Annotated in this window: 9 protein-coding genes; 3 read left to right on the forward strand and 6 right to left on the reverse strand. The window is 48.5% G+C overall.

Annotation, left to right across the window (positions count from 1 at the left end):
* Nucleotides 1–40: 40 nt before the first annotated feature.
* Complete coding sequence (locus tag WBJ53_RS04450) at nt 41–3268, reverse strand: two-component regulator propeller domain-containing protein (RefSeq protein WP_338874852.1); 3228 nt, start codon at nt 3266–3268, stop codon at nt 41–43.
* 326 nt (nt 3269–3594) lie between these two features.
* Between WBJ53_RS04450 and WBJ53_RS04455 the strand changes: the two genes are divergently transcribed.
* From WBJ53_RS04455 to WBJ53_RS04465, 3 genes are read left to right on the forward strand one after another with little or no spacing between them, the layout of a single operon-like run.
* Entirely contained in the window at nt 3595–4788 is a 1194-nt protein-coding gene (locus WBJ53_RS04455) for a histidine kinase (RefSeq protein WP_338874853.1), read from the forward strand.
* Nucleotides 4788–5528 carry a LytTR family DNA-binding domain-containing protein gene (locus tag WBJ53_RS04460; protein ID WP_338874854.1) on the forward strand — a complete coding sequence of 247 codons (741 nt, stop codon included), beginning with the start codon at nt 4788–4790 and terminating at the stop codon, nt 5526–5528. Before WBJ53_RS04455 ends, WBJ53_RS04460 begins: the two co-directional genes overlap by 1 nt.
* A gap of 24 nt (nt 5529–5552) precedes the next feature.
* Nucleotides 5553–6389, forward strand: a complete 837-nt coding sequence (locus WBJ53_RS04465) for a hypothetical protein (protein WP_338874855.1) — start codon at nt 5553–5555, stop codon at nt 6387–6389.
* Nucleotides 6390–6469: 80 nt separating this feature from the next.
* Here WBJ53_RS04465 and WBJ53_RS04470 read toward each other — a convergent pair whose 3' ends face one another.
* The 5 genes from WBJ53_RS04470 to WBJ53_RS04490 all read right to left on the reverse strand — a co-directional run bounded on the left by WBJ53_RS04470 (nt 6470) and on the right by WBJ53_RS04490 (nt 12514).
* Nucleotides 6470–9235, reverse strand: a complete 2766-nt coding sequence (locus WBJ53_RS04470; protein WP_338874856.1) for a VWA domain-containing protein — start codon at nt 9233–9235, stop codon at nt 6470–6472.
* Nucleotides 9236–9383: 148 nt separating this feature from the next.
* The gene (locus WBJ53_RS04475) at nt 9384–10133 is read right to left on the reverse strand and encodes a DUF1223 domain-containing protein (RefSeq protein WP_338874857.1); all 750 of its coding nucleotides are present in this window, start codon (nt 10131–10133) and stop codon (nt 9384–9386) included.
* A gap of 76 nt (nt 10134–10209) precedes the next feature.
* Nucleotides 10210–11010, reverse strand: a complete 801-nt coding sequence (locus WBJ53_RS04480) for a molybdopterin-dependent oxidoreductase (protein WP_338874858.1) — start codon at nt 11008–11010, stop codon at nt 10210–10212.
* The gene (locus WBJ53_RS04485; RefSeq protein WP_338874859.1) at nt 11007–11729 is read right to left on the reverse strand and encodes a cytochrome b/b6 domain-containing protein; all 723 of its coding nucleotides are present in this window, start codon (nt 11727–11729) and stop codon (nt 11007–11009) included. The genes WBJ53_RS04480 and WBJ53_RS04485 overlap by 4 nt, the downstream gene beginning before the upstream one ends.
* A 230-nt stretch (nt 11730–11959) precedes the next feature.
* Nucleotides 11960–12514 (reverse strand): carboxymuconolactone decarboxylase family protein, encoded by a 555-nt coding sequence (locus WBJ53_RS04490; RefSeq protein ID WP_338874860.1) that lies wholly within the window; start codon nt 12512–12514, stop codon nt 11960–11962.
* Between the last annotated feature and the right edge of the window lie 12 nt (nt 12515–12526).

Genomic DNA, 12526 nt, shown 5'->3' on the forward strand with positions numbered 1-12526 from the left:
TTAATCATTGGTTTTCAGGTGGCTTCCTTAGGGGGAATGACTATTCATTTTGCCCGTCGAGTGCTGGCAGTTGAACAATGACACGCGTACCGGCAGGTTCCTGCTGATCGGTTGTTTTATCAATAACTACAACGCCCGATTCTTTACCTGTTCGTTGGGTGATGAGCTGAAGGCGCTCTTCGGTTACTTTCAGCCCTACACTCTTATGCGACGAAACGGTTCTGCTTTTTAGCTCCTGCGCTTTTTGTCGTCCTACACCATCGTCGTCTATAATACACTCCAGATGGTCGTTTTTGGGATAAATAGCTACCGTTATTGTGCCACCGGTTTTCTTATGTGCCATACCGTGCAGAATCGCATTTTCGATATAGGGCTGAATAATCATGGGAGGAATAGATAATTTTTCCGGCGATAGCGCCGGGTCAATGCCCAATGTGAAGTCGAATTTATGATTGAATCGTAACTGTTCGAGTTCGAGGTAGAGTTGCAATTGCTCTAACTCGCTGCTCAATGTGACCCACTCCTGGCGGGAGTTATCCAGAATCAGGCGCATCAGTCGGGCAAACTTAACCAGGTACTTGTCGGCATTGTCACTGTCGTTTTGCAGAATAAACAACCGGATAGCGTTTAGCGAATTGTACAGAAAATGCGGGTTCATCTGCGACCGAAGCGCTTTCATCTCCGAAGCGGCAATACGTTCGCGGAGTTCGCTTTTTTCCTGTTGCTCGCTGGCTACCCGCTTCTCGCGCCAGCGGGCCAGAGTTACGGCAATAGTCAGAAGCGTTGTTAGGGCAATTAGTCGAAACCACCAGGTTTGCCAGAAAGGGGCCTGAATGGTTATGGCTAATCGGTAGCCTTCCCGGTTCCAGACGCCATCGTTATTCGAAGCAATCACATGCAGCACATAGGAGCCAGGAGGTACATTGGTATAGCTGGCAAAGGGCCGGTCGTTGGTCTGATTCCACTGCTCTTCAAAATTTTCGAGTCGGTAAGCATATTGATTACCAGATGAATGATCGAAGCTTAACGCAGCCATTTCGAAGGAAAAAGCATTTTGCGCCGGACCCAGCACCAGACTCGGCGGATTGGCCAGGGGGCCGGATAGCCAGACCCGATCAACGGTTCGGAACGAAGAAATATAGACCGGCGGGACAAACGAATTAAGTTGTATGTGTTTAGGTTCCAGATAGACCAAACCCCGCATGGCTCCGAAATAGAGCCGTCCTGTTGAGTTGAATGCCATAGCTCCTGATTCAAACTCTGCCGATGGACTGCCGTCCGATTCATCAAAAACCGTGAAGGCTAACCGGCGGGTATCGACGCTGACAATACCCCGACTGGTGCTGACCCAAAGCGTATCGCCGACTAACCGCAGTGCGGCAATGTCGTTGTTGGGCAGGCCATGTCGGGTCGTATAAATTGTGAAGTGTTGCGTGTGCTGGTTCAAACAGGCAAGGCCATTGTCGGTACTCATCCAGATACGGTTGTGCCGATCTTCGACAAAATCGGTAACGCCGTCGTCGGGCAGGCTGTTTGGGTTGTCTTCCTGATGCGTATATTCGGCTAGTAGGGTCAGATCAGGGCTGATTTTATATACGGGGCCTAAACCGCCAACCCATAAATTATTGTGTCGGTCAAAACAAAGTGTATTGTAATTTTTGCCGGGGAGTTTTCGAATTCGTTCGTCGTTGAATCGGTTGAAAAAAAGATGGGTTTGTGGGTCGTAGACAGTTAGTTTCTCGTTCGTGCCGAAATATAAACGTTTGTCGGGTCCCTCAACCACACTAAATACCTGACTCCCGGCCACAAAATTGTGTCGATCAGAATTGAATTCAGGATAGATACCAGGATGTTCGGGTAGGGGTAAACACAGGATTTGTTCAACTTGTCCTGTAGTTGGATTAAGTTTATCGAGTCCCGTTGGGCTACCTATCCAAACAGCTCCCTGCGAGTCGGCCAGGATCGAATAGGTGAAGTTATTGTGTAGGCTAGCCGCATTTTTGGTGTCGTGCCGATACAGCCGATACGTCTGTGTTTTGGGGTTGATCCACACAATGCCATCGCGGGTTGCTACCCAAAGGCAATTTTTCTGGTCAAACGACAGCCCGCAGGCATCCAGTCCCAGAGTGGAGGTTGGGCGGTAGCCTACATCGTCGAAAAGCGAATTGATCTTACTGACGGTTGGATTAAACCAGCTAACGCCCGCATCGTCGGTGGTTACCCATATAACGCCACTGTTGTCCTCAAAAAGTGCTTTTACCGAGTTTGAGACCAGACTTCTGGGATTTGTTTCATTGTTGGTATACGACGAAAATCGCCTAGTAGCCGAATCATAGCGGAATAGCCCTCTACCCGTAACGCCTACCCATAAAGTGCCCGTTCGGGTATATAACAATGACCCTATTTCCTGATTCGTAGCGTCCAGAGGGAGTTGTCGGAATTGACCGGATGCAGGATCAAGAACCGCAACGTGGCCCATACGAGTGCCTAACAGAATCTCTTTCGTTTGTGGGTTAAGCGTCAGTGCCGATACATAATCATACGGCAACGAAGTGGCGATTGATACGTTGTGACGAAAGGATTTAAACTGCCGGTTCTGTCGATTGTAGGCATATAATCCTGACTGGGTCGCAATCCATAGCGTGGTCCCATCCATCAGCACGCGACGAATGCTATTGGCCGCCTGATGGGAGGCCGAATCTGACGGTATAACCAGTAATTTGGCTTTGGCTGTTGCCGGGTTAAAGACAACTACTCCACCACTGGTAGCAAACCAAAGTCGACCATCGGGGCTTTCAGCAGCATGCCGAATCAGGTTACAGCCTGCCCCCAATGAAGCAAAGGAGTAATGTTGAAAGCGTTGCGTTTCAGGCAGAAAACGATTCAGCCCATTTTGAGTGCCTATCCATAGTGTACCCTTTTGGGCTCGGAAAATGCTGCGCACCAGCCGATTCGATAGCGAATATGGGTTTCCGGGTTGATGCGCGAAGGTAACACACCGCTGACCGTCGAAACGGGTTAGACCATTAACGGTGCCGAGCCAGATAAAACCCAGCGTATCCTGCGTAATGGACGTAGTGAAATTGGTGGCCAGTCCCTGTTGTAAGGTCAGCCGCTGGAACAGTATGGTGGATGACTGGCACTGTGCATTTCCCCGGAAAATCACCAGCAAAAATAGCAGCAGATAGCCTCGATATTGGCCGTTTGGGGAAAGGCCGCTCAACCCGAATACCTTTTTTGATCCGCTATTACGCTCACTACTGATCATACGGAAAAGCTGCCCGTTGTATCTTCTAATACCGGCGAAGCGAAGATAAAGGCTATTTCAACTGAGCCTGTTTCTGGTTGATGGAACGGTAGTGCTATTTTTAGCAGGATGCCGAATGAGCCTTGAACTCACAGCGATACAATTGCTAAAGAGCGTTCAGAACCGGTAGTTATCGGCCCAGTCGCCCAGTTATTCACTCAAAACACCCAGTTACAGGTTAAGACTACTTTGTTCGTTATTCATGGTTTTTCTTTGACCTTGATCTAATCCATGCAGGTGTGGCGAGTAAAGAAACAATACGTCGATCAACCAGTCTCTGGAAATCTTTGAAAGGTGAACTCGAAGCCGAACGTATTATTAATGAATTTGCAATGTCGCTGCTTGAACAGAGCACGGTAGATGAAGTCGTTTGGGATGTCGCTAAAAACTGTATTGCCCGGTTGCATTTTGTCGACTGCGTGGTGTATCAGCTCGATCGTCAACGCAATGTATTGGTGCAGAAAGCGGCTCACGGCCCAAAAAACCCGACAGGTCATGTTATTTTACATCCAATCGAAATTCCAGCCGGTGTTGGTATTGTTGGTGAAGTTGCCCGAACGGGTCAGCCCGAGGTAATTGGTAATACGGCACTTGATAAGCGTTATATTGCCGACGACGCCGTTCGGAATTCGGAGATTACGGTCCCGATTTGGGTTAATGGCCAGGTGTGGGGAGTGCTGGATGCCGAACATCCACAGGCGAATTTTTTTCAGCCCCAGCATTTGAAGATTCTGACAACCGTGGCAGCTCTCTGCTCGCAGAAAATTAAACAGGTAGAAATGGAAGAGGCCTACCGGCGGGCCGAACGCCAGCTCATGGAAACCAACCGACGGGTGGCCGAAACCAAGCTAACCGCGCTGCGAATGCAGATGAATCCGCATTTCATTTTCAATAGCCTCAATTCAATCAATAAGTTTATCTTGCAGAACGATGGCGAGCGAGCATCTGATCTGCTGACTAAATTTTCGCGGCTGATCAGGCAGGTGCTCATTAACTCCCGAGCAGAATGGGTATCGTTGCGCAATGAACTGAACGTTTTGCAGATTTATCTGGAACTGGAGCGCCTTCGGAGCGATAATAAATTCGATATTCTATTCAGCATTAGCGACGATCTGAATCTCGACATGGTTCACGTACCGTTGCTCATTACGCAGCCTTATGTCGAAAATGCAATCTGGCACGGATTGCTGCCCATGCAGGGAGGAAAGCCCCAATTGCAGATCCAGTGTCGGCAGGAAAAGGACCGATTAATAATCGATATAGAAGATAATGGTATTGGCCGGGCGGCTTCGGCCCGGCTTCAGGCCAATAGCCTGACGGCGCATAAAACACATGGCATCGCCATTACGGAAGAACGTCTGAACCTGATCAACGAGATGTATGGGGCCGATGCCCGAATTACGATTTGTGATCGCTATAAAGCAGGGAGTACACCCACTGGAACGCACGTTTGCTTTACCCAAAAATTAACCTCTTTCTGATGACCGCCATTTTAGTTGACGACGAAAAACATTGCCGGGATGTGTTGGCCTTATTATTGGCCAAATATTGCCCAACGGTTGATTTGCTGGCTCCCTGTGCCGACGGACGGGCAGGATTGGAAGCCATTGAACGCTATCGGCCTGATCTGGTTTTTCTGGATATTGAAATGCCGGGCATGAGTGGATTCGATATGCTGGCAGCTTGCCGGTTTACCAGTTTCCGGGTGATTTTTACAACGGCCTACAATGAGTATGCGATTCAGGCAATTCGGCATAATGCGCTGGATTACATTCTGAAACCAGTTGATAAGGATGAACTGGTTCAGGCAGTTAGCAAAGCCATTCAGGAGCGGGAGCATCGATCGGCGGCCAGTGTCGACCAGTTTGTCGAATACCTTACACGGCAAAAACTGGGCGATCGAATTGCCCTTCCAACCATGGAAGGGCTTCAGATTTTGAAAGCCGATGACATTTACTATTGCGAATCGGATGGGGGCTATACGCACTTTTTTCTGACTAATGGAAAAAATGTTCTGATATCCAAGACGCTCAAAGAGGTGGAAGAGGTTTTAGAACACAAGGGGTTTTGCCGGGTTCATCATGGCTTTCTGATCAATCTGCGCTATGTACAGCGGTACATTCGTGGCGATGGGGGTGAGGTTGTGATGGACAACAATAAAACATTGCCTGTTTCGCGAAATAAAAAACAGGAATTTCTAAGCCTGCTGGAGAAAATCTGACAATCAGCCCAACAAACGGTTGTTATGATACCCTCACATTTACTACGTTATCGAACCTGTGTTTTTCTTACACTGGCTTTTCTGATGATGCGCTGCGGACGATCTGATTTATCGACCGGATCGGTGACCGATCCTGCCCTGATCCAGGTGACTATAGAGGTTCATCGGCGAGTATGCTATGATGGAAATAGCAGTAGTATAAAAGCTTTCCTGAAAGATGGAGCCGGGAAGACCATTGCCAACAAAGCCATTCAGATCCGGGTCAACGGAAAGCCTATGCGACTCAACAATGGGTCGTCGAACTATTATGGCGCTTTTCCCTATTACGAACTCCTGGCCGATTCGCCGGAAACCGTTCTGGGGGGCGCTACCTATGCCTTTTCGATGGTCCTGACGGATGGGAACGAATACAACATTGGCCGTATTCAGACGCAGCCCGATCTAACCAGTCAGCAGATTTTGCTGCCGCCATCACACTCTCGTAAACAACCGTTAGCGGTGCAATGGCAGCAGGTTGAACCCGGCAATTTCTGGACGGCCTTTCAAAAACGGTGGCAGGGCGAAACGTCGCATAGCCAACTGACAATTTCGAAAGTCAACGAAAAGAAAGACAAGTGGGGAAACGACATTCAGGACGAAAGCAGTGCCAACGAGGCCGATTATCTGACTGTTGAAGTGGGGAGAGGTAGTGATTCCTACACGATTCCGATTACTTATTTTCAGCAGCCCCTGGCCGATTTCAATGCGTTGAGCCTGTTGCTAACCTCCATCCGAACCGTTAAGCCCGATGGTACATTCCGAACCGGTAGTGCCATTACCAGTGAGCATTCAACCTTTTATAAAGTAAAAATCACGGATTGAAATTGGCCATTTGCCGTCGGCGTCATTGGTTAATTAATCATTGGTCATTTGTTTTATTCCAATACCAAATGACAAATTGACTACTTGACTTTTTTTGCCTGTGCTTCCAGAATCAACTGACCATTGGCGTTCGTTTGCGTGACGTGGGTATAAGTGCCTTTGCCTAATTGGGCCAATTTTTTCAACACATTGCCTTTTATCTCATTACGGCCAACTGTAAATACCGTCAGATAAACATCCTGACTGGCCGATGCACTAACCAATTGGTATATATCGTCGCTTATTGGAAATTCGCCGTCGGTAGCCAGAACAATGCGGTTGTTTCCGGCCCGAATGTATTGTTTGTTGGCAACTTTATAGGCCAGCCGGATACCTCCATTGCCATCGGTGTCACCATCAGAACGAAGCCCGTCAATCACCTGGGCGATCTCATCGGCGCGGGCGCCCGAAGTGGGTTTGAGTGCCACCCGCGCTTTCCCCGAATAAACCACAATTGAGATCTGATCTTCGGGACGGAGTAGCGCCAGCAGCGATTTAATAGATTTTTTTAGCAATGGCAATTTATACGGAGAATCCATCGAAGCCGATACATCGAGTAATAACACCATATTGTTTGCGGCAAAACCGTTCAGCGAATTTGGGTATTCCTGCCGTCCACCCCGGTCAACATAAACCGTGTCTACCCGAGATCGATCTACATACACCGTATCGTGCTGAATCCTGGCCTGATTGGATACATTGGGCCAGGATTCAGTAGACGACCCACTAACGGGTTTCGTTGCAGCAACCGTAACCACAGGGTTGGAAGGGGTAGGGGCTGGTTTTTCGGGAGGTGTGGTTGCTTCCGAAACCGGTGGTTTCGACTGGGGAGGAACTGCCCGCCGAAAGACAAACAGATTAGGCTGGTTAATCGCCTTGAGCACACCAACGCGGGCCAGTTCGCTGAATTTGTTGTACTCGTAAACGAGCTGGTTGTTGAAGAAATAATAAAACTCTTCGTAAGGATGGTTTGCGTATGAGTTGGATGTTGTTTTAACGTGCTGCACCTTTTCGGCCAGTTTCAAAGAATTATCGGCAATGTCTTCGTAGGGTGAGTAGGGACACAGACCATTGTTGCGACCAAGCCGTTTCAACCCTTTCAGATTCTGGTATTCGTCCTGAATAAGCGTTCGGGCATTGTCCTGAATTTTTTCGGTTTGAGGTAGTTGATTGACTTCACCTTTCAGATACGCCTTAACACCAAACAGTACATCTTTATCGTTGTCGAGCATCTGCTGGAGGGCTTTCCCGGCTACCTGCCAGGAGTCGCCAGGGTTTTTGAGCGGATAACTTTCGTGAATCCGTCGAACATCCTGATAGAGACGCTCCTTTTTTCGATCAAAAGTATCGAACAAATACGTATAGCGGTCCAGAATTGCATCCGATCGTTTTAGCTGATCCTGAAGATAGTGCTTCTGGTGGGTGTAGTCGATCAATTCGATGCTCAGACCATCCATTTCCTTAAGTATGTTAAGTAGTACTTCGGCCTGTTTGTTGATTGGGTTGCGGTACGGTTGCGGCAGTTGCTGACTGTTGCTAATGAGAAGCTGGTACTCCGAAACCGGTACTTTGTACTCGTCGTGCGTATAGGTGAGGTTGTTGCGCCGGTTAGGAGCAGGATTTCGGTAGTATTCGGCCGCCGACTGATAGTTTCGCAGCACTACCTGCAGGTGATTCATCTGTCGCAGCGATTCGTTAATAAATTCCACATAGGCCGATAGCGCCATAAACAGTGCGTCGGTGGCTGGTGCGGTTGCTGGTTTTACCGTAAAGGTAATAGGAGTGCTGTCGATGAACGGTGCTGTTTGAGACTGGGCTGAGGTTGTTTGTTGCGGAGCGTCAAAGAAAAATTTCGGGCAGAATTTCGGGTATGTTAACAGTTGTTTAACCGAAGTGCTGTAGCTCACGAACGAATGTTGCCAGCTAATCAGATCGTTGTTGATGTGGTTGATAAGCGACAGATAAACTTCATTGTTATGACGGGCATTTTGGCGAGCTGCAAACGTATTGTCGTCAAGGCCCCGTTTTTTAATATCCAGAATTCCCTGTAATCCTTCTCTAAAGGAGGAAACCATGCTCGACGCCGGATATCCCACAGCCGACTGAGCCTGACCAAAAGCCGAAATACGTTTGGAGTCGGCCAGCATACTTTGTTGTACGAGTTCGGCGGGCCAGTTGGGCTGGGTAGTTTCGTTGAGGTAGTACGATAGCGTATCGAGTAGTTTGAACTGACTTTGAATGACCTGCTCCATTTCCTTTTCTGTGTGCAGGTAGGCGTCGTTGGGCAGGTAGGGCTGGTAGCGCCTGTATACCCGCTGAATTTGCTTGAAAAGCGAATCTTTATCCTGGCTGAACTGATTGAAAAGCATCTGAAATTCGCTCAGTAGAGCGTCGGATTGTTTTAGGTTGTCGCGTTGGTAATCGTTGAGCCGAACGTAAGTTTCGAGCTTTTTGCCGGTCTGATCAATTTTATTCAGTAGTTGCCAGAGCGCTTTGGTGCCCGCATCCAGACGCTGTTTTTCGGCTGGCGTCATGCCGTCGGTTTCCAGCGCTTTGGTATAATAGAACTCGTCCAGCGGCCCCGACGAGGCTAATCGGAGGTGGTTGTTCGGATTTTTTCGATAATACTCCGCATCGGCGTAGTAGGTCTGAATCTGGTGGAACCGAGTCATAACTTCATCGACCGAGTGATTCAGAAACGCAACGTATGCGTTCAGCGACTGCTGGGGAGTGTTCTGGGTCGTATAGGCCGATGCGTACACGCCGGAAAGGATCAGTAGACTACAGAAAAACAGAAAAGAGTGCATAGACTACGGCATCTGATTCGAATCTACTAAAAGTAAGCGGTAGCCCAGGAAGTTGCCAGAAGTAGTTAATAACCGGTATAGATAAACAAATAAGCGGTGGCTTTTTAATGCTAAAAAGCCACCGCTTATTTGTTTATGAAGGAAATACTTACAATTGTTTGGCACCAACAACCTGTTGCGTATCAGTTCGTTGTACGTAAATCAGCACTGCCGTCTGGTCGGCCGTCAGCTTGTCGGGTAAGTCGAGGCTTACATGGCCTGAAGTACCTGGCGAATCCAGGCTTTTGAACTGACGAACTACGTTGGTGTTAACCAGCGTTCGCCCGCCGTTTTCGCCATTTCGTACGGCCGTCCGGGCTTCTTTTTGCAGTAATGCTACATTAACCCGATACGGCCCCGTTGATGAGAGTTCATAATCGATTGTTACCTGTTTGGCGTTTCGGGTCAGTTTGCCATCAACCCCAACAAACGCCGATGCGGGTTGTTTCTGAATGGCCTGAACAGCCTGCTGAATGCGCCCACGCTGCCCTCCAATTACGTCCTGCTGCCCATTGATAACTACTTGTGGCGTATAGGTTTGCGAGTGTAATACCCGATCATATTGGCGCTGACGATCGGTAAACTGTTTGTTACTGAATGGGTCCTGCCAGCCCAGTCGATTCCAGTAATCGACATGAAACGAGAGGCCATACACCGCCTGGCCCGCCTGCGCAGCCTGCTTTGTCAACTCCTGCAATGCCTGATCGGCTGGTGGGCAACTGGAGCACCCCTGCGATGTAAATAACTCAAGCACTACAACGGGCTGCGGTATGGGTTTACGTGGTTTTTCGGTCGTTGAAGGAACGGCCCCGTAGAGCATAGCGGCTGCTACGAAGAGCGATAAAAACGAATAGCTCATGTTGATGCGTGAGTTTTAATTAAACCCTAAAAGGTTTCCAAAACCTTTTAGGGTTGTTTGCCAGATGCGTATAACCCTAAAGGCCAACGTAATAGTCGTAGCCACGTTCGGCCCAGAAATCGCGCGGACGCTCATCTGTAAAAAACAGCCGACCAATCCGTTTTAGATTCTTGACACCATATTTGACTGGAATAATCAACCGCAGGGGGGCACCGTGTGGAGCCGTAATGGGTTCGCCGTTGAGTTCATAGGCCAGCAACGTTTGCGGATGCAATGCACTTTCTATATCAATACCCACATAGTAGCCCTTGTCGGGTGTTTCGAGGCCAACGTACTTATACATATCGTCGGTATTGTCGGCACTGATTTCGGTTCCACTATGAGTGCCAATTTTGTATTTAGCAATAAAGTCCGAAAGACGAACGCCCCCCCAGTGCTGAACCTGGCTCCAGCCTTCGATACACTTGAATTCATAAACGATTTCGTGCCTGGGCAATGCTTTAATATCGTCGATAGATAGGGTTAACGGCTGTTTGCCGGGACTTTCTACCTGTAAGCTCCAGTCTTCGGGAATTGGGGTTTTTAGACCATCGTACCCATTGACACGTGCTTTTTTGGCGGCAGCTTCAACCGGGAATGTTTTTACCAGATGCGTGTTGCTGAAATAGGTACGGGCAATAGTTTCGTTAGTGAACAGAACCTTGCGTAAGGGGCTGCGGATGCCCAGCAGTTTCGGACTGCGGGTGATCCAGTTATAAACCCCAAACGGCACAGCAGCCGCTACGGCAAACCAGCCAAACGACTTGAGCATTCGACGACGAACAATCGATTCGGGAAGATCTTCTTCGGGAAGTTTAGGCTCTGTGGATGCGTTCATGATAAGCTGGGGTTAGGAGTCGCTTCGGGTTGGGTGGGTGGTTCTGGCGCTACGGGTTGAACCGGGGTGGGCTTTAACACTTCGAAGCCGGTTACCATCGACTGGAAGTTCTGCCAGCCAGCACGAATCACCTGTGCAATGTGAACCAGAAAGAACAGTACATAACCAATGGTTAGCATAAAGTGCTCCATCCGGGCCGCTTTATAGCCACCAAGCAGGCCCGTTAGCCACGCAAACTGGGTTGGTTTATAGATAGCGTACCCGGTCAGAATCGATCCGGCTCCCATAAGCATAATTGAAAAATAGGCGATCTTCTGCGCGCCATTGTATTTGACAAAGGGCGGCTGTGTTTTGCGCAGACCCAGATCGTAGAGCGTTACCTGAATGGCATCGCGAAACGAATGCCGGTCGGGAACCAGATGACGCCATTCGCCCGAGAGAAACGTATAACTCACATACAAAAGCCCGTTCAGCAGAAAAATCCACATAAATACAAAATGCCAGGCCATACCTTCGGCCAATCGACGAGATACGCCCAGGAATTTATAGAATCCATCCGGGAAAAACGATATCAGCGTATAGTCGCCAATCTGGATTTTGTAAGGATCATAAGCCCAGTAAATGAGCAATCCGCTCCAGATCATGACGAACAGAACCGGAAAGTTGATCCAGTGAAACCACCGAATTGCCAGTGGGTGTTTGTGTACGATTCGTTTCATTTATCAGTAGGGTTCCGGAATGACAACACGATAGTATAACAAATCCGGCTACTAATTTGTCGCCCAGCCGTCAATTTGCATGATAAAGTTTTTTTCTGACAGGATGAACAGGATTTTCAGGATTAATTTTTGATAATAGCTAGCCAATTAATCCTGAAAATCCTGTTCATCCTGTCAGAAAAAAACACTTGTCTTACAACCGAACCAATATGTTGCAGAACCTTAGGCGATCACAGTTCTACGGTTTCAAGAACAGGAGCGGCCGGGAAATCGACCGGAATTTGGGTGGTGCTGTGCAGATAATTTGAAATAATCTTATCGCCAATCAGCAATAGCAGATCGACAAGTGCGCTTTGGGCGTAGCCAGCCGCAATAAAATTGTCGATTAGTTCGGGAGCCGGATGCCCTTTGGTTTCGGTAATGGCTTTAGTGAGTTTGACAAGCGCATCCAGCTTGGGATCGAAATCGGCATAACCTGCACGAAGTTGTAGAATCTGCTCGTCGGTAAAGCCATTCATTTTGCCTAGTGCCGTATGAGCTGCCAGACAATAGATACAGTTATTCGCCTGCGAAACAGCCAGATTGACGGCTTCGCGTTCTTTGGCCCGGAAAGCTCCTTTGGTCTGACTTTGCTGGAAGGCCAGGTAAGCCCCCAATCCGTTTTCTGAAAGCCCGAAGGTGGCATATAAATTAGGAACGAAACCTAATCCTTTCTGTAAATTATCGAAAAGTTGCTGATTTTGAGCCGAAACCTCGTCGCGGGTCGGTACAGTGAAGGTTGCCATTGTTGCGTTTAG

The organism is Spirosoma sp. SC4-14 (genome assembly GCF_037201965.1).
Lineage (GTDB): Bacteria > Bacteroidota > Bacteroidia > Cytophagales > Spirosomataceae > Spirosoma.

Bases quoted from the DNA above. Each gene is read 5' to 3' on its own strand.
- WBJ53_RS04450 (WP_338874852.1), bottom strand. From the start codon at position 3,268: ATGATCAGTAGTGAGCGTAATAGCGGATCAAAAAAGGTATTCGGGTTG.
- WBJ53_RS04460 (WP_338874854.1), top strand. From the start codon at position 4,788: ATGACCGCCATTTTAGTTGACGACGAAAAACATTGCCGGGATGTGTTG.
- WBJ53_RS04465 (WP_338874855.1), top strand. From the start codon at position 5,553: ATGATACCCTCACATTTACTACGTTATCGAACCTGTGTTTTTCTTACA.
- WBJ53_RS04470 (WP_338874856.1), bottom strand. From the start codon at position 9,235: ATGCACTCTTTTCTGTTTTTCTGTAGTCTACTGATCCTTTCCGGCGTG.
- WBJ53_RS04475 (WP_338874857.1), bottom strand. From the start codon at position 10,133: ATGAGCTATTCGTTTTTATCGCTCTTCGTAGCAGCCGCTATGCTCTAC.
- WBJ53_RS04480 (WP_338874858.1), bottom strand. From the start codon at position 11,010: ATGAACGCATCCACAGAGCCTAAACTTCCCGAAGAAGATCTTCCCGAA.
- WBJ53_RS04485 (WP_338874859.1), bottom strand. From the start codon at position 11,729: ATGAAACGAATCGTACACAAACACCCACTGGCAATTCGGTGGTTTCAC.
- WBJ53_RS04490 (WP_338874860.1), bottom strand. From the start codon at position 12,514: ATGGCAACCTTCACTGTACCGACCCGCGACGAGGTTTCGGCTCAAAAT.